General features: G+C 65.4%; 19 protein-coding genes. 13 read left to right on the top strand and 6 right to left on the bottom strand.

All coding sequences use genetic code 11. The features are described from left to right. Positions 1 to 28: 28 nt before the first annotated feature. From sucD to CVM73_RS33975, 6 genes are all read left to right on the top strand, one after another. Positions 29 to 913, top strand: coding sequence for a succinate--CoA ligase subunit alpha (gene sucD / locus CVM73_RS34000; RefSeq protein WP_100236139.1), 885 nt, complete (start codon positions 29 to 31; stop codon positions 911 to 913). Positions 914 to 1,050: 137 nt separating this feature from the next. Next, positions 1,051 to 4,020, top strand: a complete 2,970-nt coding sequence (locus CVM73_RS33995) for a 2-oxoglutarate dehydrogenase E1 component (RefSeq protein WP_100236138.1) — start codon at positions 1,051 to 1,053, stop codon at positions 4,018 to 4,020. Between the two features lie 162 nt (positions 4,021 to 4,182). Next, positions 4,183 to 5,424: a 2-oxoglutarate dehydrogenase complex dihydrolipoyllysine-residue succinyltransferase gene (gene odhB / locus CVM73_RS33990; RefSeq protein WP_100236137.1), complete on the top strand. Its 1,242-nt coding sequence runs from the start codon at positions 4,183 to 4,185 to the stop codon at positions 5,422 to 5,424. 55 nt (positions 5,425 to 5,479) lie between these two features. Next, the gene (locus tag CVM73_RS33985; RefSeq protein WP_100236136.1) at positions 5,480 to 6,241 is read left to right on the top strand and encodes an SDR family oxidoreductase; all 762 of its coding nucleotides are present in this window, start codon (positions 5,480 to 5,482) and stop codon (positions 6,239 to 6,241) included. A 57-nt stretch (positions 6,242 to 6,298) separates the two neighbouring features. Further along, on the top strand, positions 6,299 to 7,699 hold the full coding sequence (gene lpdA / locus CVM73_RS33980; RefSeq protein ID WP_100236135.1) for a dihydrolipoyl dehydrogenase: 1,401 nt from the start codon (positions 6,299 to 6,301) through the stop codon (positions 7,697 to 7,699). Positions 7,700 to 7,733: 34 nt separating this feature from the next. After that, the gene (locus tag CVM73_RS33975; RefSeq protein ID WP_100236134.1) at positions 7,734 to 8,264 is read left to right on the top strand and encodes a hypothetical protein; all 531 of its coding nucleotides are present in this window, start codon (positions 7,734 to 7,736) and stop codon (positions 8,262 to 8,264) included. A 182-nt stretch (positions 8,265 to 8,446) separates the two neighbouring features. Here CVM73_RS33975 and CVM73_RS33970 read toward each other — a convergent pair whose 3' ends face one another. After that, the gene (locus CVM73_RS33970; protein ID WP_100236133.1) at positions 8,447 to 9,037 is read right to left on the bottom strand and encodes a DUF4337 domain-containing protein; all 591 of its coding nucleotides are present in this window, start codon (positions 9,035 to 9,037) and stop codon (positions 8,447 to 8,449) included. A 264-nt stretch (positions 9,038 to 9,301) separates the two neighbouring features. Next, a complete protein-coding gene (locus CVM73_RS33965; protein ID WP_100236132.1) occupies positions 9,302 to 10,267 on the bottom strand; it encodes a tyrosine recombinase XerC in 966 nt (321 codons plus the stop codon). 110 nt (positions 10,268 to 10,377) lie between these two features. Between CVM73_RS33965 and CVM73_RS33960 the strand changes: the two genes are divergently transcribed. Beyond that, positions 10,378 to 12,588 carry a primosomal protein N' gene (locus CVM73_RS33960; protein ID WP_100236131.1) on the top strand — a complete coding sequence of 737 codons (2,211 nt, stop codon included), beginning with the start codon at positions 10,378 to 10,380 and terminating at the stop codon, positions 12,586 to 12,588. 554 nt (positions 12,589 to 13,142) lie between these two features. Here CVM73_RS33960 and CVM73_RS33955 read toward each other — a convergent pair. Further along, complete coding sequence (locus CVM73_RS33955) at positions 13,143 to 13,643, bottom strand: septal ring lytic transglycosylase RlpA family protein (protein WP_100236130.1); 501 nt, start codon at positions 13,641 to 13,643, stop codon at positions 13,143 to 13,145. Positions 13,644 to 14,302: 659 nt separating this feature from the next. Between CVM73_RS33955 and CVM73_RS33950 the strand changes: the two genes are divergently transcribed. The 6 genes from CVM73_RS33950 (at position 14,303) to CVM73_RS33925 (ending at position 21,216) form a co-directional block, all read left to right on the top strand. Next, complete coding sequence (locus CVM73_RS33950; RefSeq protein WP_100236129.1) at positions 14,303 to 14,863, top strand: F0F1 ATP synthase subunit delta; 561 nt, start codon at positions 14,303 to 14,305, stop codon at positions 14,861 to 14,863. Further along, positions 14,863 to 16,392 carry a F0F1 ATP synthase subunit alpha gene (gene atpA, locus CVM73_RS33945; protein WP_100236128.1) on the top strand — a complete coding sequence of 510 codons (1,530 nt, stop codon included), beginning with the start codon at positions 14,863 to 14,865 and terminating at the stop codon, positions 16,390 to 16,392. Before CVM73_RS33950 ends, atpA begins: the two co-directional genes overlap by 1 nt. A gap of 146 nt (positions 16,393 to 16,538) precedes the next feature. Next, a complete protein-coding gene (locus tag CVM73_RS33940; protein ID WP_100236127.1) occupies positions 16,539 to 17,414 on the top strand; it encodes a F0F1 ATP synthase subunit gamma in 876 nt (291 codons plus the stop codon). 34 nt (positions 17,415 to 17,448) lie between these two features. Beyond that, a complete protein-coding gene (gene atpD, locus CVM73_RS33935; protein WP_100236126.1) occupies positions 17,449 to 18,891 on the top strand; it encodes a F0F1 ATP synthase subunit beta in 1,443 nt (480 codons plus the stop codon). 116 nt (positions 18,892 to 19,007) lie between these two features. Beyond that, positions 19,008 to 19,415 (top strand): F0F1 ATP synthase subunit epsilon, encoded by a 408-nt coding sequence (locus CVM73_RS33930; RefSeq protein ID WP_100236125.1) that lies wholly within the window; start codon positions 19,008 to 19,010, stop codon positions 19,413 to 19,415. 151 nt (positions 19,416 to 19,566) lie between these two features. After that, positions 19,567 to 21,216, top strand: coding sequence for an adenylate/guanylate cyclase domain-containing protein (locus CVM73_RS33925; protein ID WP_100236124.1), 1,650 nt, complete (start codon positions 19,567 to 19,569; stop codon positions 21,214 to 21,216). Between the two features lie 80 nt (positions 21,217 to 21,296). Here CVM73_RS33925 and CVM73_RS33920 read toward each other — a convergent pair whose 3' ends face one another. The 3 genes from CVM73_RS33920 to CVM73_RS33910 form a co-directional block, all read right to left on the bottom strand. After that, on the bottom strand, positions 21,297 to 21,797 hold the full coding sequence (locus CVM73_RS33920; protein WP_167407219.1) for an RNA pyrophosphohydrolase: 501 nt from the start codon (positions 21,795 to 21,797) through the stop codon (positions 21,297 to 21,299). A 105-nt stretch (positions 21,798 to 21,902) separates the two neighbouring features. Beyond that, positions 21,903 to 22,409: an RNA pyrophosphohydrolase gene (locus CVM73_RS33915; RefSeq protein WP_100236122.1), complete on the bottom strand. Its 507-nt coding sequence runs from the start codon at positions 22,407 to 22,409 to the stop codon at positions 21,903 to 21,905. Positions 22,410 to 22,484: 75 nt separating this feature from the next. Continuing rightward, positions 22,485 to 23,720: a divergent polysaccharide deacetylase family protein gene (locus CVM73_RS33910; protein WP_100236121.1), complete on the bottom strand. Its 1,236-nt coding sequence runs from the start codon at positions 23,718 to 23,720 to the stop codon at positions 22,485 to 22,487. Positions 23,721 to 24,110 lie beyond the last annotated feature (390 nt).

The raw sequence follows: 24,110 nt of genomic DNA, 5'->3' as shown, positions 1-24,110 counted from the left end.
CTCTGTTAGTTTCGCGAAAGCAGACCTCATGTCCATCCTGATCGACAAGAACACCAAGGTCATCTGCCAGGGCTTCACCGGCAAGAACGGCACCTTCCATTCCGAGGCCGCGATCGCCTATGGCACCAAGATGGTCGGCGGCACCTCGCCGGGCAAAGGCGGCGCGACGCATCTGGGCCTGCCGGTGTTCGACACCGTGCGCGAGGCGCGTGAGAAGACCGGCGCCGATGCGTCGGTGATCTACGTGCCGCCGCCGGGCGCGGCGGATGCGATCTGCGAAGCCATCGACGCCGAGATCCCGCTGATCGTCTGCATCACCGAGGGCATTCCAGTCATCGACATGGTGCGCGTGAAGCGCTCGCTGATCGGCTCCAAGTCGCGCCTGATCGGGCCGAACTGCCCGGGCGTCATGACCGCCGGCGAGTGCAAGATCGGCATCATGCCCGCCAACATCTTCAAGACCGGCTCGGTCGGCATCGTCTCCCGCTCCGGCACGCTGACCTATGAGGCCGTGTTCCAGACCTCCCAGGAAGGCCTCGGCCAGACCACCGCGGTCGGCATCGGCGGCGACCCGGTCAAGGGTACCGAGTTCATCGACGTGCTGGAGATGCTGCTCGCCGACCCCAAGACCGAATCGATCATCATGATTGGCGAGATCGGCGGTTCCGCCGAGGAGGACGCCGCCCAGTTCCTCAAGGACGAAGCCAAGCGCGGCCGCAAGAAGCCGATGGTCGGCTTCATCGCCGGCGTCACTGCCCCTCCCGGCCGCCGCATGGGCCATGCCGGCGCGATCATCTCGGGCGGCAAGGGCGACGCCGGTTCCAAGACCGAGGCGATGAAATCCGCAGGGATTACAGTGTCCCCGTCACCCGCGCGCCTCGGCCATACGCTTGCCGAAAAGTTGAAGGGCTAATTCACTTCTTCGTGCTTTTCCGGGCGAAGTTTCGCAGCAAATAGGGTAAAGGGTGCCTGTCGCGCCGAGCCTCTGCCGGGGAGCTCGGCGCCAGCGCCGTTTGTTATGCGCGAACCGAAATCGCCAGGAACTCAAGTATGTCTCGCCAGGACGCGAACGCAGCCTTTGCCCTGTCATCCTTTTTGCAGGGCACCAACGCCACCTACATCGACGAAATCTACGCCCGCTACGAGAAGGACCCCTCCTCGGTCGACGCCGAGTGGCAGGAGTTCTTCAAGAGCCTCAACGACCAGCCCGCCGACGTCCGGAAGAACGCGGAGGGGCCGTCCTGGGAGCGGGACAACTGGCCGCTGACGCCGAAGGACGACCTCACCTCGGCCCTCGACGGCAACTGGGCTGAGGTCGAGAAGGCGGTCGGTGCCAAGATCGCCGCCAAGGCGCAGGCCAAGGGAGGCGACAAGGGCGTCGATATCTCCTCCGCCGACGTGCTTCAGGCGACACGGGACTCCGTCCGCGCCCTCATGCTGATCCGCTCCTACCGCATGCGCGGCCACTTCCACGCCAAGCTCGATCCGCTCGGCATCGAAGCCCAGCGCAACCGCGAAGAGCTCGACCCGCGCACCTACGGCTTCAGCGAGGCCGATTTCGACCGCAAGATCTTCCTCGATCACGTGCTCGGCCTCGAATACGGCACGCTTCGCGAGATCACCGCGATCTGCGAGCGCACCTACTGCCAGACGCTCGGCGTCGAGTTCATGCATATCAGCAATGCCGCGCAGAAGGCCTGGATCCAGGAGCGCATCGAGGGTCCGGACAAGGAAATCTCGTTCACCCGCGAAGGCCGCCGCGCCATCCTGATGAAGCTGGTCGAAACCGAAGGTTTTGAAAAATTCTGCGACACCAAGTTCACCGGCACCAAGCGCTTCGGCCTCGACGGCGGTGAATCGCTGATCCCCGCGCTCGAGCAGATCATCAAGCGCGGCGGCAATCTCGGCGTGAAGGAAATCGTGCTCGGCATGCCGCATCGCGGCCGCCTCAACGTGCTGACGCAGGTGATGGCCAAGTCGCACCGCGCACTGTTTCACGAGTTCAAGGGCGGCTCCGCCAACCCGGAGGACGTCGAAGGCTCCGGCGACGTCAAGTATCACCTCGGCGCCTCCTCGGACCGCGAGTTCGACGGCAACCGCATCCACCTGTCACTGACCGCCAACCCCTCGCATCTCGAGATCGTCGATCCCGTGGTGCTCGGCAAGGTGCGCGCGAAGCAGGACCAGCACGGCGATCCGCCGGATATGCGCATTTCCGTGATGCCGCTCCTGATGCACGGCGACGCCGCGTTCGCCGGCCAGGGCGTGGTCGCCGAATGCTTCGGCCTGTCGGACCTGAAGGGCTACCGCACCGGCGGCTCCGTGCACTTCATCGTCAACAACCAGATCGGCTTCACCACCTATCCGCGTTATTCTCGTTCCTCGCCTTACCCGTCGGATGTGGCGAAGATGATCGATGCGCCGATCTTCCACGTCAACGGCGATGATCCGGAAGCGGTGGTGTTCGCCGCCAAGGTCGCGACCGAATTCCGGCAGAAGTTCCACAAGCCCGTCGTCATCGACATGTGGTGCTATCGGCGCTACGGCCACAACGAGGGCGATGAGCCGGCGTTCACCCAGCCGGTCATGTACAAGCGGATCGCGGCCCATCCGTCGACGCTGTCGCTCTATGCCAAGCGCCTGATCGCCGAGGGCGTGGTCACCGAGGGTGAGGTCGACAAGCTGAAGGCCGACTGGCGCGCGCGGCTCGATGCCGAGTTCGAGGCCGGCACCTCCTACAAGCCGAACAAGGCCGACTGGCTCGACGGCAAGTGGGCGGGCTTCAAGATCGCCGATCAGGAGGAGGATGCGCGGCGCGGCGTCACCGGCGTCGACATCGCCACGCTGAAGGACATCGGCCGCAAGATCACCAAGGTTCCGGACGGCTTCCGCGTTCACCGCACCATCCAGCGTTTCCTCGATAACCGCTCGAAGGCGATCGATACCGGTACCGGCATCGACTGGGCGACCGGCGAGGCGCTGGCGTTCTGCTCGCTGCTCAACGAAAACCACCACGTCCGCCTGTCCGGACAGGACTCGGAGCGCGGCACCTTCTCGCAGCGCCACTCGGTCCTGATCGACCAGGAGGACGAGAGCCGCTACACGCCGTTCAACCATCTGGGTCACGAGCAGGGCCACTACGAGGTCATCAACTCGCTGCTGTCGGAAGAGGCCGTGCTCGGCTTCGAATACGGCTATTCGCTCGCCGAGCCGAACACGCTGACGCTGTGGGAAGCCCAATTCGGCGACTTCGCCAACGGCGCGCAGGTCGTGTTCGACCAGTTCATCTCCTCGGGCGAACGCAAATGGCTGCGCATGTCCGGCCTCGTCTGCCTGCTGCCGCACGGCTATGAGGGCCAGGGACCGGAGCACTCCTCGGCGCGCCTCGAGCGTTACCTGCAGATGTGCGCGGAGGACAACATGCAGGTGGTCTACCCGACCACGCCGGCGAACTACTTCCACGCGCTGCGCCGGCAGCTGCATCGCGAGATCCGCAAGCCGCTGATCATGATGACGCCGAAGTCGCTGCTGCGCCACAAGCGGGCAGTGTCGCGTCTCGAAGAGCTGGCGAAGGGCACGACCTTCCATCGCATCCTCTACGATGACGCCCAGATGCTGCCGAACGAAGCCGTCAAGCTCGTTCCGGACGAGAAGATCCGCCGCATCGTGCTGTGCTCCGGCAAGGTCTATTACGACCTCTACGAGGAGCGCGAGAAGCGCGGCATCGACGACATCTACCTGATGCGCGTCGAGCAGCTCTATCCGGTACCGCTGAAGGCGCTGGTGGCCGAGCTGTCGCGCTTCAAGAAGGCCGAAGTGGTGTGGTGCCAGGAAGAGCCCCGCAACATGGGCGCCTGGCACTTCATCGAACCCTATCTGGAATGGGTGCTGAACCAGGTGAACGGTGCGAGCCGGCGTCCGCGTTATGTCGGCCGCGCCGCTTCCGCCGCGACCGCCACGGGTCTGATGTCCAAGCACCAGGCTCAGCTGAAGGCGTTCCTGGACGAAGCACTGAGCTGAGAAGTTTTTAACGACCCTGTCATGCCCCGCGAAGGCGGGGCATCCAGTACTCCGCGGCGTTCGTTCTAATCACGAAGGTCATGGCGTACTGGATTGCCCGCCTTCGCGGGCAATGACGTATGAATTCATGACCGCTATCGGCGATCCCTTAAGGAAGAGACCATGACTGAAATTCGTGTGCCGACGCTCGGCGAATCCGTCACCGAGGCTACCATCGGCCGCTGGTTCAAGAAGGCCGGCGATCCCGTCGCCGTCGACGAGCCCTTGGTGGAGCTCGAGACCGACAAGGTCACCATCGAGGTCCCCGCGCCCTCCGCGGGTACGCTGAGCGAGATCATCGCCGCCGATGGTGCGACCGTCGCGGTCGGCGCGCTGCTCGGCCAGATCACCGACGGTGCCGGCGCTGCCAAGCCCGCCGCCGCGCCGGCCAAGGCTGCTGCTCCTGCGGCCGCCGCTGCTGCTCCCGCGCCGGCTCCCGCTGCCGCCAAGGCGCCGCCGGCCGACGCCCCGCTCGCCCCGTCCGTGCGCAAGCTGTCGGCCGAGACCGGCATCGACGCCTCCACCGTTCCGGGCTCCGGCAAGGATGGCCGCGTCACCAAGGGCGACATGTTAGCTGCGATCGAGCGCGCCGCGTCGGCGCCGCCCCCGGCCACCCAGCCCGCCGCCGCCGTACAGGTCCGCGCGCCGTCGCCGGCCGATGACGCCGCCCGCGAAGAGCGCGTCAAGATGACCCGCCTGCGCCAGACCATCGCGCGCCGCCTCAAGGACGTGCAGAACACCGCCGCCATGCTCACGACCTTCAACGAGGTCGACATGACCAACGTCATGGCGCTGCGCGCGCACTACAAGGACGCGTTCGAGAAGAAGCATGGCGCCAAGCTCGGCTTCATGGGCTTCTTCACCAAGGCCGTCGTGCAGGCGCTGAAGGACATCCCGGCCGTCAACGCCGAGATCGACGGCAGCGATTTGATCTACAAGAACTATTACCACATCGGCGTCGCCGTCGGCACCGACAAGGGCCTGGTCGTGCCGGTGGTGCGCGACTGCGACCACAAGTCGATCTCCGACATCGAGAAGAGCATCGCCGATTTCGGCCGCCGCGCCCGTGACGGCCAGCTCAAGATCGACGAGATGCAGGGCGGCACCTTCACCATCACCAATGGCGGCATCTACGGCTCGCTGATGTCGACCCCGATCCTGAACGCGCCGCAGTCCGGCATCCTCGGCATGCACAAGATCCAGGAGCGGCCGATGGTCGTCGGCGGCAAGATCGAGGTGCGCCCGATGATGTACCTGGCGCTGTCCTACGATCACCGCGTCATCGACGGCAAGGAAGCCGTCACCTTCCTGGTCCGCGTCAAGGAGAGCCTGGAAGATCCGGCGCGCCTGGTGCTCGATCTCTGATCCCTGATGCTCTGCGAGCGCCGTCGCATTATCGCGCGACGGCGCATGTCGAACCATGGAGGCGCGCGTGACGGATAAGGTCGTTGTCATCACCGGCGGCAGCCGCGGCATCGGGCGGGCGACCGCAATTGCGGCGGCCGCGCGCGGCTTTCGCGTCGTGGTCGGCTATGCCAGCAACAAGCAGGCCGCCGACGAGGTGGTCGCGCAGATCGAGGCCAAGGGCGGCAAGGCCATCGCGGTGAAATGCGATGTCGCCGAGGAAAGCGACATCCTCAACCTGTTCAAGGCTGCCGACAAGTTCGGCATCCTCGGCGCCCTCGTCAACAATGGCGGCATCGTCGGCAAGAGCGGCGTGCGCGTCGACGAGATGTCGGCCGAGCGCATCCAGCGCGTCATGGCGGTCAACGTCACCGGCTCCATGCTCTGCGCGCGCGAGGCGGTGAAACGGATGTCGACCAAGCATGGCGGCAAGGGCGGTGTCATCGTCAACCTGTCGTCGGTCGCCGCCAAGCTCGGCTCGCCCAACACCTATGTCGACTATGCCGCGTCCAAGGGCGCGATCGATTCCTTCACCATCGGCCTCGGCTATGAGGTTGCGAACGAAGGCATCCGTGTCGCGGGCATCCGCCCGGGCCTGATCGACACCGAAATCCACGCCGCCGGCGGCGAGCCCGATCGCGCCCATCGTCTGGCCCATCTGGTGCCGATGAAGCGCGTCGGCACCGCCGACGAAATCGCCAACGCCATCGTCTGGCTGCTGTCGGACGAGGCCTCCTACGTCACCTCAGCCATTCTCGATGTGTCCGGCGGACGCTGACGCGCCGCGCGGACGCTGACACATCTCTATCACGCTAAACCTACGGGACTTTCTCTCATGGCTATCTACGATCTCGTCGTCATCGGCACCGGACCGGGCGGATATGTCTGCGCAGTGCGCGCTAGCCAGCTCGGCATGAAAGTCGCCGTGGTCGAAAAGAACTCAACGCTCGGCGGCACCTGTCTCAATGTCGGCTGCATGCCCTCGAAGGCGCTGCTGCATGCCTCCGAAATGTTCGAGGAAGCCGGCCATTCCTTCGCGAAGATGGGCGTCAGCGTCTCGGCGCCGAAGCTCGATCTGCCTTCGATGATGAACTTCAAGCAGCAGGGCATCGACGGCAACGTCAAGGGCGTCGAGTTCCTGATGAAGAAGAACAAGATCGATGTGCTCAAGGGCACCGGCAAGATCTTGGGGACCGGCAAGGTCGAAGTCTCCGCCGACGGCAAGGCGCAGGTGGTCGAGACCAAGAACATCGTGATCGCCACCGGCTCCGACATCGCGCGCCTCAAGGGCATCGAGATCGACGAGAAGCGCATCGTCTCCTCGACCGGCGCGCTGTCGCTGGAGAAGGTGCCCGGCAGGTTGCTGGTCATTGGCGCCGGCGTGATCGGGCTCGAACTCGGCTCCGTGTGGCGCCGGCTCGGATCCGAAGTCATGGTGGTCGAATTCCTCGATCGCATCCTGCCCGGCATGGACGGCGAGATCGCCAAGCAATTCCAGCGCATGCTGGAAAAGCAGGGATTTGCATTCAAGCTGGGTTCGAAGGTCACCGGCGTCGAAGTGAACAGCAAGGCATTGCTCGCGAAAATCGAACCGGCTGCCGGCGGCGCCGCCGAGACCATCGAAGCCGACGTCGTGCTGGTCTGCATCGGCCGCACGCCGTACACGGATGGGCTCGGCCTGAAGGAAGCCGGCGTCGCGCTCGACAATCGCGGCCGCGTGCAGATCGATCCGCATTTCGCCACCAGCCTCAAAGGCGTCTATGCCATCGGCGACGTCGTCGCCGGCCCGATGCTCGCGCACAAGGCCGAGGACGAAGGCGTTGCCGTCGCGGAGATCATCGCAGGGCAGGCCGGCCACGTGAACTACGATGTGATCCCGGGCGTCGTGTATACCACGCCGGAAGTGTCCTCCGTCGGCAAGACCGAGGAGGAGCTGAAGCAGGCGGGCACGGCCTATACCGTCGGGAAGTTTCCCTTTACCGCCAACGGCCGCTCCAAGGTCAACCAGACCACCGACGGCTTCGTGAAGATTCTCGCAGATGCGAAGACCGATCGCGTGCTCGGTGTGCACATTATCGGCCGCGAAGCCGGCGAAATGATCCATGAAGCCTGTGTTCTCATGGAATTTGGCGGCAGCGCGGAAGATCTCGCGCGTACCTGCCACGCCCATCCGACCCGCTCGGAGGCCGTCAAGGAAGCCGCGCTTGCAGTCGGCAAGCGGGCCATCCATATGTAGCGACGCGCCCAGCGCCGAACCGGGCGGGAAACACATGCTGCGCCGCCTCCTTCAACCGGTCTGGGTCCTGCTTGCGATCATCTTCCTGATCGAAGCCTGGCTGTGGGACCATCTCGAGCCGATCGTTGCAAAGGTCGTCGCGGCGATCCCGCTTGCGCGCTTCAAGCAATGGCTGACGGAGCGCGTCGATGCGCTGTCGCCGGCCATGACGCTGGTCGTGTTCGCGGTCCCCATCATCCCGCTGTTTCCGCTCAAGCTGGTCGGCCTGTGGCTGCTCGCGCACGAATACTGGACCAGCGCAGTCTTCACGATCCTGTTCGCAAAGCTGGTCGGCGTCGGCGTCACCGCCTTCGTGTTCGACGTCACGCGCGCCAAGCTGCTGGAGATGCACTGGTTCGAGCGGATCTACGATCTCGTGATGAAGCTGCGCGCCAAGGCGCATGCGCTGGTCGACCCGATCAAGCGCCGCATCCGCGAGCTGATCGCCGGCAACGGCGAGGGCTGGTCCGCCCGCACGCTGCGCCAGATCCAGCGTTTCAGGAAGAGCGTGCACCAGGCGCGGTGAGCTGCTCGCCGCGGACTCACTGTCATTGCCACACACTCGGTGTCATTGCCCGCGAAGGCGGGCAATCCAGTATTCCAGAGGAAGCGAGGCTAGATCCGAGACGCTGCGGCGTACTGGATGCCCCGCCTTCGCGGGGCATGACAGCGATAATGTGGCTTCAAGCGTGCGCGACAGCGCGCGCCCTAATGCAAATGCAGCAGATGCGGCCACCACAGGCCGAGGGCGGTCATGATCAGGCCGGCGAGCGTCAGCACGCCGCTGACATAGGCCAGCGCGAGCATGCCGGTGATGATGGTGGCTGACGCCAGCACGATGCCGATCTGGAAGGCCGCCGACGCCAGCTCGAAATGGTGGTATTTCGCAGTCGACTCGTCGCGATCGTGCTCGGCGTGCTTGGCCTTCTCGGCGAGCTGCTCGGTGCCTTCGCCGGTCTCGGGCTCGGAGCGGTAGCGCTGCGCGGTCTTGGTCCAGTCGTCGACCTGCTTCTGCACCGACGCCTTCAGCGCGTCATCGCCCGTGCCGGCGAGCGTCAGCTTGCCCTGCTCGGCCGCGGTCTGCACCACGGTGCGGCGGATGCTCTTGGCCTGGAAGAACGCCCAGAGATTGGCAGCCTCGACATTCTTGCTGATCGATTCGGTCTGGGCGCCCTTGCCGAGCGTCTCCGAGACGGCCAGGAACAGCGCCAGGACAGCGATCAGGAGCGCGATCTTCTTGTTCGAGCCGGACGCGTGTTCGGCGTGCTCGGCATGCTCCATGCTTTCATGTGCGCTCATAAATCCCTCCTGCCTCGGTTCCGCAACGATTGACCGAACCGCGCGGCCTGCGCAAGAGGCATGCGCATCGTGACAAGAACGTGTCAGCTCGTCGGCTCTCGTGTCCCGGACGCGGCGCGGCGTGTAACGCTGCGACGCAGAGCCGGGACCCAGCTATTCGCCGCGGATGGGCCCCGGCTCTGCAGCGCATCGCTGCTCCGGACGATGCTTCGCATCGCCGGGAGAGCGCTGCGCTGCGTCCGGGGCACGAGAGCTTGCAGTGTGTCAGCGCCGCGGATGTGCGCTGGCGTAGACCTCAAGCAGCCGCTCGGAATCGATGCCGGTGTAGACCTGCGTGGTCGAGAGCGAGGAATGGCCGAGCAATTCCTGGATGGCGCGTAGGTCGCCGCCGCGCGAGAGCAGATGCGTGGCGAAGGAATGCCGCAGCGCGTGCGGCGTCGCGCTGTCGGGAAGTCCCAGTGCGCCGCGCAGCCGCTCCATCGCGAGCTGGATGATGCGCGGGCTGAGCGGCCCGCCGCGTGCGCCGACGAAGATCGGGCCCTCGGCGGGCAGCGGATACGGGCACATGGCAACGTATTCCTGCACCAGCGCGAGCACGTTTTGCAGCACCGGCACCATGCGGGTCTTGTTGCCCTTGCCGGTGACGACGAGCACGTCGCCTTCGCCGGGCCGCGGCACCTCGCGGCGTTTCAGGCCGAGCGCTTCGGAGATGCGCAGGCCGGAGCCGTACAGGAGCGCCATCACCGCAGCATCGCGCGCCAAAATCCAGGTCTCGCGTTCCTCGCCGGCGCGCTCGTCGGCGTCGGCAAGACGCTTTGCAGATACCATCGGCAGCGGCTTCGGCAGGCTTTTTGCGACTTTTGGCGCACGGATCGCGGAGAGCGCGCCGACCTTGCCCTTGCCCTCGCGCTCGAGGAAGCGGCCGAACGAACGCAGCCCCGCCAGCGCACGCATCAGGCTGCGGCCGGCAATGTCGTCGGCGCGACGCATCGCCATGAAGGCGCGCACATCGGTGGCCTCCAGCGCGGCGAATCGCTTGAGCGTGACGCGCTCGCCCCAATGCGCACAGAGGAAATCCAGGCACTGCCTTAAGTCGCGGCCATAGGCCTCCAGCGTCTTCGGCGACAGCCGCCGCTCGGCGCCGAGATGCGACAGCCAGCGCGCCATCTCCTGCGCGATCGAGGGATCGGCGCTGGCGAGCTCGATTTGTGGGGCGGCCGCTTTGCTCATGCGCTCTGGACGTGGTGATTCCGCACAGTATATCGCATCACACTCGTTTATCGTTCGCTAAGGCCGCCGCGCGGCGCTAGCCTCAAGGCCCGGGTTCCGATTCTCAGCTCATGGATCACACGTCGCGCAGCAGCACCGCCCCCGCCACAGCGACCCGCATGGTCGACGTGCTGGTGCCGGTCGCGCTCGACCAGACCTATTCCTACAAGGTGCCGCGCGGCATGGAGCTGAAGGCGGGCGATCTCGTCGGCGTGCCACTCGGCCCGCGCGAGGTGCTGGCCGTGGTCTGGGGCGAAAACGCCAATCCCGATCCGCGCCTGCACAACCGCCTCAAGGAGGTCAGCGAGAAGCTCGACATTCCGCCGCTCAAGCCCGAGCTGCGCTCGGTGGTCGACTGGGTCGCCAATTACACGCTGAGCCCCCGCGGCATGGTGCTGCGCATGTGTCTGCGCATGGGAGAGACTCTCGGCCCGGAGCGGGCGCGCGCCGGCGTGCGTCTTGTCGGCGATCCCCCGAAGCGGCTGACGCCGGCGCGGCAGCGGGTGATCGCGGTGCTGTCGGACCGGCTGCTGCACGGCAAGTCCGAGGCGGCCAAGGAAGCCGGCGTCTCCTCAGGCGTGATCGACGGCCTCGTCGACGAAGGCACGCTCACGGTGGAGCCGATGCCGCCGCCTCCGCCGCCGCCGACCCCCGATCCGGAGTTCGGCCGTCCGGATTTCTCGCCGCTGCAGCGCGCCGGTGTGGATGCGATGCGCGCGCTCGCGGCCAACGGTACCTTTCACGTTGCGCTGCTCGACGGCGTCACCGGCTCGGGCAAGACCGAGGTCTATTTCGAGGCCGTTGCGGAAACGATCCGCCGCGGAAAACAGTCGCTGATCCTGATGCCGGAAATCGCGCTCACCGGCCAGTTCCTCGACCGCTTCGCGCAGCGTTTTGGCGTGCGGCCGATCGAGTGGCACTCCGAGCTCACGCCGCGCACCCGCGCGCGCAATTGGGCCGCGATCTCCGCAGGCACCGCACCGGTCGTGGTCGGCGCGCGCTCGGCGCTGTTTCTCCCCTACGCCAATCTCGGCCTCATCGTGGTCGATGAGGAGCACGACCAGGCCTACAAGCAGGACGAGGGCGTGCACTATCACGCCCGCGACATGGCGGTGGTGCGTGCGCATATCGCCAAGATCCCGATCGTGCTGGCGTCCGCCACGCCCTCGGTCGAATCCGAGGTCAATGCCCGCAAGAACCGCTATCAGCGCATCGCGCTGCCCTCGCGCTTCGGCGGCCAGCACATGCCGCATATCGAGGCGATCGATCTGCGCCGCGAGCCGCCCGCGCGCGGCCGCTTCATCTCGCCGCGGCTTGCCGGCGAGATCAGAACCGCGATCGAGCGGCGCGAGCAGGCGCTCTTGTTCCTCAATCGCCGCGGCTATGCGCCGCTGACCTTGTGCCGCGCCTGCGGCCATCGCTTCGCCTGCACCATCTGCGACGCCTGGCTGGTCGATCACCGCTTCCGCCAGCGCCTGGTCTGCCATCATTGCGGCTTCTCGATGCCGCGTCCGCATCTCTGCCCGAACTGTTCGGCCGAGGAATCGCTGGTCGCGGTCGGTCCCGGCGTCGAGCGCCTGCAGGAGGAGGCGGCGGCGCTGTTCCCGGAGGCGCGCACCATGGTGCTGTCGAGCGATCTCATCACCTCGATCGAGACGATGCGCTCAGAGCTTGCGGAAATCGCGGAGGGCCGCGTCGACATCATCATCGGCACGCAGCTCGTGGCGAAAGGTCACAACTTCCCGCGGCTCAATCTGGTCGGCGTGGTCGATGCGGATCTCGGCCTCTCCAACGGCGACCCGCGCGCCGCAGAACGCACCTGGCAATTGCTCAACCAGGTGATCGGCCGCGCCGGGCGCGAGCAGGGCCGCGGCGTCGGCTATCTCCAGACCCATCAGCCCGATCATCCCGTAATGAGGGCGCTGATCGCCTGCGACCGAGAGGCCTTCTACGACAGCGAGATCGATCTGCGCGAGAAGACGCTCTATCCGCCGTTCGGCCGGCTCGCGAGCCTGATCATCTCGGCAGGCGACCGCCCGAGCGCCGAAGGCTTTGGCCGCAAGCTCGTCGCGCTGGCGCCGCGCGACGAGCGCGTCGTGGTGCTGGGGCCGGCCGAAGCGCCGCTCGCCGTCATCAAGGGCCGCTACCGCTTCCGCATCCTGGTGAAATCGGCGCGCGGCTTCGATCTGTCGGATTATTTGCGCAACTGGCTCGCGGTTTGCCCGAAGCCGACGGGCAATCAGAAGCTGGAAGTGGACGTCGATCCGCAGAGCTTTTTGTAGCCCCACTCTCTCCTCTCGTGCCCCGGACGCAGCGCAGCGTCTCCCCGGCGATGCGAAGCATCGTCCGGTTCGACGATGCGCTGCAGAACCGGGGCCCATCTCGCGCAGGAGCTCGCGGCTTCTGGATCCCGGCTCTGCGCCGCAACGCTCACGCGCTGCGGCTTGTCCGGGACACGCGGAAAGATTCTGGATTGACAGTTTCATCCAGCGCGCGTCGGCAGCTCAATGCCGGTCCCAACTCGCAACGACGGTGTGGAGAGAGCATGCGCCTCCATCGCCGTTGCGTGCCCCGGACGCAGCGCAGCGTCTCCCTGGCGATGCGAAGCATCGTCCAGTTCGACGATGCGCTGCAGAGCCGGGGCCCATGTCGCAGAGGAACTCGCGGCTCCTGAGTCCCGGCTCTGCGCCGCAACGCCGAGCGGCGTTGCAGCTTGTCCGGGACACGAGTGTGACGACGGCAAACAAAAAAAGCCCGCGGTCCCCCAAGACCACGGGCTTGTTTCAGGCGCGCATCAAACTGATGAAAACTGCGCGCGTGAGGCGTCTCGAATGCCTTAGGAGACGACTTCCGCGGTGACGCGGCCGACGCCGGCGCCGGTGAGGCCGATGGCGCGGGCGGCACCGGTGGAGAGGTCGAGGACACGGCCGCGAATGAACGGACCGCGGTCGTTGATGGTGACGACCACGCTCTGGCCGCGGTGGGTGACGCGGAGCTTGGTGCCGAACGGCAGCGAACGGTGCGCCGCGGTCAAGGCGTTCTGGTTGAAGCGCTGGCCCGAGGCGGTCCGGCTGCCGGACTCGTTGCCGTAATAGGAGGCCATGCCGGAGAAGCTGTGGCCCGTGCCGGAGGTCGGCGTCATCGACGCATTGGCATTACGCCAATCGGAGGTCGCGTTGGCATCGGCCTGGGCGTGGTGCCGGTGATGATGGTGCCGGTGATGCCGGGATTTGGCGGAAGCTTCGGTGGCAGTTCCACCGACGAGGAGAGTTGCGGCGACGAAAGCAATCGCCGTGCGCGGCCGGGTCACAGAGCCCAGCGTCTTCAAAGACAGCATTTAGTGGTCCCTAAGCTAGTATTGCCACATATGTGGCTAGTGGAGCCCCTATCAGTTTGAGAGCGGGTTGGCGTTTCGATTCCCAATGAGGCGTGAATTGGGCAGTAAATCCGGAATGTGTCGTCATGAAATATCTTGTTACCGGTGCGCGATATTCGGCCGATGTCCCGTAAGCTTCGGCTTTAACGATTAGTTAACCTCATGATTACTTGCTAATACTGTAAAACGAAGTCATCGCCTCGATCGTTTAGAATTGGGTAAGTATTCAGCGTGTGGAACTGGTGCGGTCGAATTCACGCCTCAGCGATCCGTGTTCATGGCCGCTATGCGCTGAGGGCAGGAACCAATGGCGGGTCCGCGGCAAGGCACGCAGCAATTTTCCGCGGCGTGGGAGGTCGCCGGTCCCAACTCGTCATCGTTGTCGTTGCGGCCTTGTTGGCTGCGACGAACTGGCGACAGAACCTCGTGCCTTTAATTTGGCGTCATGTTGCACGTGCGCGCCTGCTATGTTAGCAAAGCCGCGATTTTAACGGACCCGGCACCTCCCGTGTCGGCCGAAAATCGAAGTCCCGCTTGAATTCCAAGGGCTTGGATCGCTAGGCGCCGCTTTGTGGCGACGGTTTTTCCCTTGCGAGTTTGACAGCAAAAAGAGCGCGTCTGTGGCTGCAGAAGATACGTCCGTTTCAGGTGTGTCCGGCCGTTATGCAACGGCCTTGTTTGAACTGGCCCGCGACCAGAAAGTGGTCGACGAGGTCAAAGCCGATCTCGAAAAATTCGAGGCCTTGCTGGCCGAGAGCGCCGATCTGAAGCGCCTCGTCCGCAGCCCGGTGTTTGCCGCCGACGCCCAGTCCAAGGCCCTCTCGGCCGTGCTGGCCAAGGCCGGTATCGCCGGGATCTCCGGCAATTTCCTGAAAGTGCTGACGGCCAATCGCCGCCTGTTCGCGGTGTCTGACGTCATTCGCGCCTATCTCGCCCTTGTTGCCAAGTTCAAGGGCGAGACGACGGCCGACGTCACCGTGGCGGAAGCGCTCTCGGACAAGAATCTCGACGCCCTCAAGGTTGCCCTGAAGTCGGTGACCGGCAAGGACGTCGCGCTGAACGTGAAAGTCGATCGCTCGATCATCGGTGGCCTCGTCGTCAAGCTGGGCAGCCGCATGGTGGATGGTTCGCTTCGCACCAAACTCAATTCGATCAAGCACGCGATGAAAGAGGCAGGCTGATGGACATCCGCGCCGCGGAAATTTCCGCGATCCTCAAGGACCAGATCAAGAATTTCGGCCAGGAAGCTGAAGTCTCCGAAGTCGGACAGGTGCTGTCCGTCGGCGACGGTATCGCCCGCGTCTACGGTCTGGACAACGTCCAGGCCGGTGAAATGGTCGAGTTCGAGAACGGCACCCGCGGCATGGCGCTGAACCTCGAAACCGACAACGTCGGTATCGTTATTTTCGGTGCCGACCGCGAGATCAAGGAAGGCCAGACCGTCAAGCGCACCCGCGCCATCGTGGACGCGCCGGTCGGCAAGGGCCTGCTCGGCCGCGTCGTCGACGCGCTCGGCAACCCGATCGACGGCAAGGGGCCGATCCAGGCCGACAAGCGTATGCGCGTCGACGTCAAGGCGCCCGGCATCATTCCGCGCAAGTCGGTGAGCGAGCCGATGGCCACCGGCCTCAAGGCGATCGACGCCCTGATCCCGATCGGCCGCGGCCAGCGCGAGCTGATCATCGGCGACCGTCAGACCGGCAAGACCGCGATCGCGCTCGACACCATCCTGAACCAGAAGCCGCTCAACGCGCAGCCTGACGAGAACATCAAGCTGTATTGCGTCTACGTCGCGGTCGGCCAGAAGCGTTCGACCGTCGCGCAGTTCGTGAAGGTGCTGGAGGAGCAGGGCGCGCTCGAATACTCGATCGTCGTCGCCGCCACCGCCTCGGATCCGGCGCCGATGCAGTACATCGCGCCGTTCACCGGCTGCACCATGGGCGAGTACTTCCGCGACAACGGCATGCACGCGGTCATCATCTATGACGATCTGTCCAAGCAGGCCGTCGCTTACCGCCAGATGTCGCTGCTGCTGCGCCGCCCGCCGGGCCGCGAAGCCTATCCCGGCGACGTGTTCTATCTGCACTCCCGCCTGCTCGAGCGCGCGGCGAAGCTGAACAAGGACCAGGGTTCGGGCTCGCTGACGGCGCTGCCGGTCATCGAAACCCAGGCCAACGACGTGTCGGCCTACATCCCGACCAACGTCATCTCGATCACCGACGGTCAGATCTTCCTGGAAACCGACCTGTTCTTCCAAGGCATCCGTCCCGCGGTGAACGTCGGTCTGTCGGTGTCGCGCGTCGGCTCCTCGGCGCAGACCAAGGCCACCAAGAAGGTCGCCGGCAAGATCAAGGGCGAGCTCGCGCAGTACCGCGAAATGGCGGCGTTCGCGCAGTTCGGCTCTGACCTCGACGCCTCGACCCAGCGCCTGCTCAACCGCGGTTCGCGCCTCACCGAGCTCCTCAAGCAGCCGCAGTTCTCGCCGCTGAAGATGGAAGAACAGGTCTGCGTGATCTGGGCCGGCACCAACGGCTATCTCGATCCGCTCTCGCTCAACAAGGTGCGCGCGTTCGAGGACGGCCTGCTCTCGCTGCTGCGCGGCAAGCACGTCGACATCCTCAACACGATCCGCGACAGCCGCGACCTCTCCGACGATACCGCTGCCAAGCTGAAGTCGGTGGTCGAAGGCTTTGCGAAGAGCTTCGCGTAAGTAAGAGCTTTCATGGCCGGGCTTCCGGCCATGGCCGCTTCGCGAGGAGCAAAATAATATCAAGCTTGCCCGGCGCCCGGCCGGGCATTGCGATAGGGACAGGCTAGCGGTCCGACATTGCGTCGAACCGCCGGGGTGAACGAAGAATGGCGTCACTTAAAGACATGCGCGTCCGCATCGCCTCCACCAAGGCGACGCAAAAGATCACCAAGGCCATGCAGATGGTCGCGGCCTCGAAGCTGCGCCGCGCGCAGACCGCCGCGGAAGCGGCGCGTCCCTATGCCGACAAGATGAGCGCGGTGATCTCCAACATCGCCAGCGCCGCGGCGGGCTCGCCGGGCGCGCCGCCGCTGTTGGCCGGCACCGGAAGGGACCAGGTGCACCTGCTGCTGGTCTGCACCGGCGAGCGCGGCCTGTCCGGCGCCTTCAACTCCTCGATCGTGCGCCTCGCCCGCGAGCACGCCCAGGCGCTGATCGCGCAGGGCAAGGACGTGAAGTTCTTCTGCGTCGGCCGCAAGGGCTATGAGCAGCTCCGCCGTCAGTTCGACAAACAGATCGTCGAGCATCTCGACCTGCGCAGCGTGCGTCAGCTCGGCTTTGTCAATGCCGAGGACATCGCCAAGAAGGTGCTGGCGCGTTTCGACGCCGGCGAGTTCGACGTCTGCACATTGTTCTATTCGCGCTTCAAGTCGGTGATCGCGCAGGTCCCGACCGCCCAGCAGATCATCCCGCTGGTTGTCGAGGAGGGCGGTGCGAACGGCAGCGCGACCTCCTACGAATACGAGCCGGAGGAGGACGAGATCCTCGCGCGCCTGTTGCCGCGCAATCTCGCGGTGCAGATCTTCCGCGCCCTGCTCGAGAACAACGCTTCGTTCTACGGCGCGCAGATGTCGGCGATGGACAACGCCACCCGCAACGCCGGCGAAATGATCCGCAAGCAGACGCTGGTCTACAACCGCACGCGTCAGGCTCAGATCACCAAGGAACTCATCGAAATCATCTCCGGCGCAGAAGCAGTCTGACCGGACACGAAATTCGGATCGAAGGAGACAGTAAATGGCTACAGCAGCCACACAGATCGGTCGCGTTACCCAGGTCATGGGCGCCGTCGTCGACGTGCAGTTCGAAGGCCACCTGCCGGCCATTCTCAACTCGCTGGAGACCAAGAACGGCAACAACCGCCTGGTGCTGGAAGTCGCGCAGCATCTCGGCGAGTCGACCGTCCGCACGATCGCGATGGACGCCACCGAAGGTCTGGTGCGTGGCCAGGAAGTGACCGACACCGGTCAGCCGATCTCGGTTCCCGTGGGTGACGGTACGCTGGGCCGCATCATGAACGTCATCGGCGAGCCGATCGACGAGGCCGGCCCGATCAAGTCGGAAGGCACCCGCGCCATCCACCAGGAAGCGCCGACCTATACCGACCAGTCGACCGAAGCCGAGATTCTCGTCACCGGCATCAAGGTCGTCGATCTGCTCGCTCCCTATGCGAAGGGCGGCAAGATCGGCCTGTTCGGCGGCGCCGGCGTCGGCAAGACCGTGCTGATTCAAGAGCTCATCAACAACGTCGCCAAGGCGCACGGCGGTTACTCCGTGTTCGCCGGCGTGGGCGAGCGTACCCGCGAGGGCAACGACCTCTATCACGAGTTCATCGAATCCAAGGTCAACGCGGATCCGAAGAATCCGGATCCGAGCGTGAAGTCGAAGTGCGCGCTGGTGTTCGGTCAGATGAACGAGCCGCCGGGCGCCCGCGCCCGCGTCGGCCTCACCGGCCTCACCGTCGCCGAGCACTTCCGCGACCAGGGCCAGGACGTGCTGTTCTTCGTCGACAACATCTTCCGTTTCACCCAGGCGGGCTCGGAAGTGTCGGCGCTGCTCGGCCGCATTCCTTCGGCGGTGGGTTATCAGCCGACGCTCGCGACCGACATGGGCGCGCTGCAGGAGCGCATCACCACCACGCAGAAGGGTTCGATCACCTCGGTGCAGGCCATCTACGTGCCGGCTGACGACTTGACCGACCCGGCGCCCGCCACCTCGTTTGCGCACTTGGACGCCACCACGGTGCTGTCGCGCGCGATCTCGGAGAAGGGCATCTATCCCGCGGTGGACCCGCTCGACTCGACCTCGCGCATGCTCTCCCCGCTGGTCGTCGGCGAGGAGCACTACGCCGTCGCCCGTCAGGTCCAGCAGGTGCTGCAGCGCTACAAGTCGCTGCAGGACATCATCGCCATTCTCGGCATGGACGAGCTTTCGGAAGAGGACAAGCTGACGGTGGCCCGCGCCCGCAAGATCGAGCGCTTCCTGTCGCAGCCATTCTTCGTCGCCGAAGTCTTCACGGGCTCGCCGGGCAAGTTCGTCGACCTCGCCGACACCATCAAGGGCTTCAAGGGCCTGGTGGAAGGCAAGTACGATCACCTGCCGGAAGCCGCCTTCTACATGGTCGGCACCATCGAAGAAGCCGTCGAGAAGGGCAAGAAGCTGGCGGCGGAAGCGGCCTAAGCACTGCTCGTCATTGCCGGGCTTGACCCGGCAATCCATCGAAAAACGAAAATCGTTCGATGGATGGACCCGCGGGTCAAGCCCGCGGGTGACAAGTGAAGAGAACGGAAACACCCATGGCCACCTTCCACTTCGATCTCGTCTCTCCGGAAAAGCTCGCCTTCTCGGGTGAGGTCGATCAGGTCGACATCCCCGGCGTCGAGGGCGATTTCGGCGTGCTGGCGGGACATGCGCCGGTCGTGGCTGCGATCCGGCCCGGCATCCTCACCATCACCACCGCTGGCCGCCACGAGAAGATCATCGTGCTCGGCGGCCTCGCCGAAGTCTCGGAGAGGGGCCTGACCGTTCTCGCCGACGTCGCGACCTCGCTGGAGGAGCTCGATCGTGCACAGTTCGCCGAGACCATCGCCGAGATGGAAGAGGGGCTGAAGGAGCACGAAGGCGACGAGCTCGATCAGGCCATCGAGCGGCTCGACCACTTCAAGAGCATCCAGCAGCAGCTCAGCTCCACGGCTATGCACTAAGCCCCGGCGCGGCCGCTCCGGGGCTCAAGCTCAAAATTCCTGAACAAGTTCAGCGCTCGTCACCACCGTGGCGGGCGCTGAAACTTTGTTGCACCGCGCCGGAGATAGCGGCATTCTGCGCCCGCGGATTTGTTCCGGGGGCCGGTGGCAGATGAAACGCAAGATCGCGGCGATTTTCGCAGCCGATATTGCCGGGTATTCGAGGCTGGTCGCGGAAGACGAAGAGGAGACGCTGCGGCGTCTCGCCTCCTATCGCGAGGTCGTCGACGATTTCATCGCCAAGGCCGGCGGGCGCATCTTCAACACGGCGGGCGATGCCGTGCTCGCGGAATTTCCGAGCGCGGTGGATGCAGTGCGCTGCGCGATCGACATCCAGGAGTCTTTGCGGACCCGCAACATGGCCTACCCGCCGAGCCGGCAGATGTCGTTCCGCATCGGCATCACCATCGGCGACGTCGTCGAGCGCGACGGCGATCTGTTAGGGGACGGCGTCAACATCGCCGCGCGTCTGGAAGGCCTTGCCGAGGTCGGCGGCATCTGCGTCTCCCGCGCGGTGCATGAGCAGGTTGCCAACAAGCTCTCGGTCCAGTTCGCCGACATCGGCGCGCAGGAGGTCAAGAACATCCCGACGCCGGTGCACGCCTATATGGTGGCGATGCGGCGCGAGGACCGCAGCTATTCCAAGCCGCAGGTGAAGAAGGCGGCCTCCAAGGTGGCCACGGCGCCGGTGTGGATGTGGCCGCTGGTGGTCGCGGTGGTCTCGATCGTCGGCATCGTCGTCACCGGCTTTCTCTACAACACCAAGCTCAAGCAGACCGCGACTGCCGCATCGAAGCTGGCCGCGCCACCGATTGCCGTGCCGAGCGCAACGCCGAGTCCGACGCCCACCCAGGTCGCAAAGGCGCCGATGGCTCCATCGAACACCGGCGCCGCGATGGCGCCGATGCCCGCGCCGTCACCATCCGCGGCGCCGATGACAGGCAAGCTTGCAGCCGACAGCGTGCCCTTCATCAACGAGCGCGTTCGCAACTTCCTGGCCGGCGACTATTCCGCGGCCGGCGACTACAAGGCTTTCGCGCTCAATGTCGGCGGCTTTACCGGCTCGGCATTGAACCAGCCGAACGAGGAGGCCGCGCGCAGCATGGCGCTCGAGCAGTGCCAGAAGCGTGCCGATGCCGCGCAATCGCCGCGGCGCTGCGAGCTCTATGCAGTCGGCAACAACGTCGTCTACACGCACGGCAAGCCGCCGATGCCGCCACAGCCTTGGGTGCGGCACGATGCCATGACCGAGCGGACCTTCGCGTCGAAGGATTTTCCGATCGTGCGCGATCCGCAAAAGGTCCGGCTCGAGAACATGTTCGTGCCGGCGGCGAAATCGCGCTCGGTCGCGCTCGGGCCGGGCGGACAATATTTCATGGTGCTGGGCGCCGCGTCCGCCGACGATGCGGCGCGGCGATCACTGGAATCGTGCGGCGCGATCGCCGGCGTTGCCTGCCTGGTCGTCGCGATCGACGACAATTTCGTCGTGCCGATCCCGACCTTGTTCAGGATCACCGGCTTCTTCAACGCCGCCGCCAACGCCTCGATCGTGGCCGACGCGCGCGGCGAGGTCGTGCGCAAGCTCAGCGACGCCATGGGCTGGAACGCCGTCGCCGTCGGCACCGCGGGCCGTCCCGGTCTCGGCCTCAAAGCCGCCGACGAGCAGGCCGCCGTCACCTCCGCGCTCGCCGACTGCGCCAAACGCGACAGCGACTGCCACGTCATCGCCATCGGCCCATTCACGGTTGGACCGATCAATTAGGGCGTGCCGCGCTTTGGCGGCGAAAATTCTCTCATGATTTCAACCCCATCTCTACTGTGCATGGGGTTGTTTTCGCAGTTTCAGCTTGCGAGGGCCGCAAACTCTCGCGCCACGGCGCGGTAGACCTCACGTCGGAACGGCACCACGAGGTCGGCGACGCGGTCGAGGCGCTCCCAGCGCCAGGCGTCGAACTCTGCGGGCTGGCCGTTGCGCGGTGTCAGCGGATCGATCTCGTCATCCTTGCCGGTGAAGCGCAGCGCGAACCATTTTTGCCGCTGGCCGCGGAATTTCGCGAGGCGATGCGTCTGTGGGCCGTCGTAAGGAGGGAATTCATAGGTGAGCCAGTCGGTCTCGCCAAGGAATTCGGCGCTGACGACGCTGGTCTCCTCCCAGAGCTCGCGCATCGCCGCGTCGCGCAAATTCTCGCCCTCGTCGACGCCGCCCTGCGGCATCTGCCAGTCGAGGCCCGGTAGGATGATCTCGGGACCGTCGCCCTTGAAGCGGTGGCCGATCAGCACACGGCCATCGGTGTTGAACAGCGCGATCCCCACGTTGGGGCGGTAGGGTTTTTCGTTGGTCACTTGCAAATATCTCTCGGCGTCATTCCGGGCGATGCGAAGCATCGAACCCGGAATCTCGAGGTCCCGGGCACGATGCTGCGCATCGCCCCGGGACGACAATAAGGATTATCCGTCCGCCAGCGCAGAAAATTCCTTCACCACGCGCTCATAGACCGGGCGCTTGAACGGGATGATCAGCCCGGTCAGATTCTGCATCGGCTCCCAGCGCCAGCTCACGAATTCCGCCTTGTGGCCGCCACCGCCGGGCTTTTCGACATTGATCTCGCTGTCCTTGCCGGTGAAGCGCACCGCGTACCATTTCTGGCGCTGGCCGCGATAACGGCCCTTCCAGGCGCGCCCCGCAACCGTGCGTGGAATGTCGTAAGTCAGCCAGTCCGGGACTTCGCCGAGCCGCTCGACCGAGCGCACGCTGGTCTCCTCATAGAGCTCGCGCTTGGCCGCTTCCCAGGTGTCCTCGCCGGGATCGACGCCGCCCTGCGGCATCTGCCAGACATGGGCGTCGTCGACATGCTCGATGCCGCCGGCGCGGCGGCCGATGAACACCAGTCCCTTTGGATTGATCAGCATCACACCGACGCAGGTCCGGTAGGGCAGATCCTCGTAACGCGCCATTCCGCCAGACCTCTCGCCTGCTTTTTTGGAAGGCATGCCGGCCCCGCGGGAGCCGTGCCGTACCAATTTGTTGATTTAGCTGGATTTTGATTTCAGCATCGCGGTTGTCAATGGCACCAAAAGGATACCTCGGTCGCCCAATGTCTTGGTCCAGGCGCCGATGCGCTCGATCGAGACGGGCAGGGCGGACGCCGTGCCGACAGCGATGCCGCGCTCCCGCGCCGTCGATTCGAGCTTGTTCAGGGCGCGGTCGATCTCGGTCGGGGTCGGCACCACGTCGATCGCGATGTCGCCCTTGCCGAACGGCATCGCCTGATTCGCCGCGGCCTGGGGCGCGATGCTGCGGGGCGAGGAGCCGTCGTCGAAGAAGCCGAGGCCGCGCTTGGCCGCCTCGCGGATGATCGGCTGCATCGCCGGCTCGGTCGCGATGAAGCGGGCGCCCATGAAATTGGTGAGGCCGGCATAGCCCTGCATCCGGCTCAGGTGCCAGTACAGGCGGTCCATGTTCTGGTCGGGGCTGAGCGAGGTCAGCAGCGTCTGCGGCCCCGGATCGTTGTCGGGGAAATCGTAAGGCTCCATCGGGATCTGGAGGAAGATCTCGTGGCGCTGCGCGCGGGCCCGCTCGGCGAGCTTGCCGGGGTCGGCGCCATAGGGCGTGAAGGCCAGCGTCACCGCCGGTGGCAGCTTCATGATGGCATCTAGGGTCTTGGCGGCGCCGACGCCGAGGCCGCCGATCACGATCGCGACCGCGGGCATCTTGGCGGCCTTGGCGCGGTCGGCGTCTGCCGCATAGACGTTGAACGGCTTCAGCCCGTCGGCCACCACCGGGATCATGCCGTAGCGCGATTTCTCCAGCAGCTTCGGATTGATCCCGGCCATGACGGGCGGCGCGGCGGACGCTGCCTCGCCCTTGTCCGCAGCATCGCCGCTGCCGATCACCACGTCGTGGCGCGCGCCGGTCGAGCCGTCGATCATGGTGATGGTCTTCTGCTCGCCGGGGGCGGCCTGCTTCGGCGCTTCCTTGGTGTCCTGCTTGCTCTCCTGGCCGTGGCCGGAGGCCGCCGGCTTCTCGTCCGTCGCCTTGTCCGTCGTCTTGTCCGTCGTCTTGGGCTCGCGGATCGCGATCCGCGTCATCGGCTCGCCGCCGAGCGGGTCCTTGTTGAAGATGGCGAAGCCGGCAAAGGTGACGAGGAACAGGCCGAGCAGGACGGCCAGCAGCTGCATGGCCGTGAACGGTAGCCGCAGCCGGCGTTTCCGGCGCGGCGTGTCCTGTCCGAGCGGGGCGCTCAGATCATCGGCCGTTTCAGTCATGCGCGATCCCGAATCACTCGCAATGACGATACCACGCCGTGGACAAGCGGCGGCAGGCCGGGATAGGCCGGGGACGCGAGATCGAATCGGCGGCACCTGCGACGGAGGTGCGCCCCCTCTCCCGCTTGCGGGAGAGGGTTGGGGAGAGGGTGTCTCCACAGAGAGACTCCCCAAGAGGGGAGAGCCCTCACCCGCGCCTCCGGCGCGACCTCTCCCGCAAGCGAGAGCTTTGCACAAAGGCGAATCAGCGATTCCATAGGGCTTAGGTTCGGAGGGGGCTCGGGATGGCATATCGACAGGTTGGGCAACCGAGTTTTGCGGACGCGCTGGTGTCGCGGCGAGGAAAAGGGAGCCCGGTGCTGAGGCGGATTTGCGAGCTGGTCGACTGGG

The sequence above is a fragment of the Bradyrhizobium forestalis genome (assembly GCF_002795245.1).
GTDB classification, from domain to species: Bacteria; Pseudomonadota; Alphaproteobacteria; order Rhizobiales; family Xanthobacteraceae; genus Bradyrhizobium; species Bradyrhizobium forestalis.
The sequence above is the reverse complement of the archived record's forward strand: the minus strand, read 5'-3'. Positions and strand labels throughout refer to the sequence as shown.

Bases quoted from the DNA above. Each gene is read 5' to 3' on its own strand.
- sucD (WP_100236139.1), top strand. From the start codon at position 29: ATGTCCATCCTGATCGACAAGAACACCAAGGTCATCTGCCAGGGCTTC.
- CVM73_RS33995 (WP_100236138.1), top strand. From the start codon at position 1,051: ATGTCTCGCCAGGACGCGAACGCAGCCTTTGCCCTGTCATCCTTTTTG.
- odhB (WP_100236137.1), top strand. From the start codon at position 4,183: ATGACTGAAATTCGTGTGCCGACGCTCGGCGAATCCGTCACCGAGGCT.
- CVM73_RS33985 (WP_100236136.1), top strand. From the start codon at position 5,480: ATGGAGGCGCGCGTGACGGATAAGGTCGTTGTCATCACCGGCGGCAGC.
- lpdA (WP_100236135.1), top strand. From the start codon at position 6,299: ATGGCTATCTACGATCTCGTCGTCATCGGCACCGGACCGGGCGGATAT.
- CVM73_RS33975 (WP_100236134.1), top strand. From the start codon at position 7,734: ATGCTGCGCCGCCTCCTTCAACCGGTCTGGGTCCTGCTTGCGATCATC.
- CVM73_RS33970 (WP_100236133.1), bottom strand. From the start codon at position 9,037: ATGAGCGCACATGAAAGCATGGAGCATGCCGAGCACGCCGAACACGCG.
- CVM73_RS33965 (WP_100236132.1), bottom strand. From the start codon at position 10,267: ATGAGCAAAGCGGCCGCCCCACAAATCGAGCTCGCCAGCGCCGATCCC.
- CVM73_RS33960 (WP_100236131.1), top strand. From the start codon at position 10,378: ATGGATCACACGTCGCGCAGCAGCACCGCCCCCGCCACAGCGACCCGC.
- CVM73_RS33955 (WP_100236130.1), bottom strand. From the start codon at position 13,643: ATGCTGTCTTTGAAGACGCTGGGCTCTGTGACCCGGCCGCGCACGGCG.
- atpA (WP_100236128.1), top strand. From the start codon at position 14,863: ATGGACATCCGCGCCGCGGAAATTTCCGCGATCCTCAAGGACCAGATC.
- CVM73_RS33940 (WP_100236127.1), top strand. From the start codon at position 16,539: ATGGCGTCACTTAAAGACATGCGCGTCCGCATCGCCTCCACCAAGGCG.
- atpD (WP_100236126.1), top strand. From the start codon at position 17,449: ATGGCTACAGCAGCCACACAGATCGGTCGCGTTACCCAGGTCATGGGC.
- CVM73_RS33930 (WP_100236125.1), top strand. From the start codon at position 19,008: ATGGCCACCTTCCACTTCGATCTCGTCTCTCCGGAAAAGCTCGCCTTC.
- CVM73_RS33925 (WP_100236124.1), top strand. From the start codon at position 19,567: ATGAAACGCAAGATCGCGGCGATTTTCGCAGCCGATATTGCCGGGTAT.
- CVM73_RS33915 (WP_100236122.1), bottom strand. From the start codon at position 22,409: ATGGCGCGTTACGAGGATCTGCCCTACCGGACCTGCGTCGGTGTGATG.
- CVM73_RS33910 (WP_100236121.1), bottom strand. From the start codon at position 23,720: ATGACTGAAACGGCCGATGATCTGAGCGCCCCGCTCGGACAGGACACG.